At 57.1% G+C, this 755-nt stretch carries 1 protein-coding gene; it reads right to left on the bottom strand.

Annotated features, from left to right (window positions below):
* Positions 1-232 precede the first annotated feature (232 nt).
* Positions 233-755 (bottom strand): LuxR family transcriptional regulator (locus IVB36_RS35890; protein WP_247394749.1); only part of this gene is annotated, 523 nt, incomplete at its 5' end.

Here is a 755-nt window from a genome sequence, read left to right as displayed (position 1 = left end):
CGAAGCTGGCTTCGGTCACCTACGCCGCGACTTTGACAACGCCTTGCCGGCCAGCATGATCATGGATCATCAAGGGAACGGAGAGGCGCGTTATCATCCGCCCGTTCGCCTATGTCCTATCAGTCGCGCTCAGTGGCCTGAGTACCACGGGCCAGGGCCGCCGGTTCTTCTAGCTGCAGTCCCACAATCGCGCCGTGGTGCGGAGCGACAACCCCAAGGCAAATACGCTTACTTATGTCTGTGAACGGTTTTGCACCAACCGCGCCACCGCCTGGCAAATCGTGCGAACACCGAGCTTTGCTCGAACATTATCCAGATGAAACGCGGCCGTTCTCCGTGAGATTCCCAAGATAACTCCGATGTCGGCAATGGACTTTCCGTAAGAAGACCACTCGAGGCACTCGTGTTCGCGCTCAGACAGCAAGACGCCATCGATCATACGGTCGGGCGTAAGCTTCTGTCGGGCATGCGCATGGAAATACCAGGCGATCACTTCCAGAACGTTACCGCGTTCCCCTATAGAGCGCTCAAATCCGGTCCGGTTCGTGTCAGTCGCAAATGTCATGATGGCTCTTTCACCTCTGTTGTCGTGAATTGGAATGGTATATCCGTGCCGGATACCGAACCTGCCTGCCTCTTCGAACAACTCTCGCTCGGAGTCCGAGCAAATTGGCGGTCCGAATCCGGGCCCCCACCGAAACGGTCGAGCATGAATGATTGCTTGACGGACCACAGGGTCCAGCTCTTGGTAGCGG

The organism is Bradyrhizobium sp. 35, assembly GCF_023073215.1.
GTDB lineage: Bacteria > Pseudomonadota > Alphaproteobacteria > Rhizobiales > Xanthobacteraceae > Bradyrhizobium > Bradyrhizobium canariense_D.
This window is presented reverse-complemented; position numbering and strand designations above follow the sequence as displayed.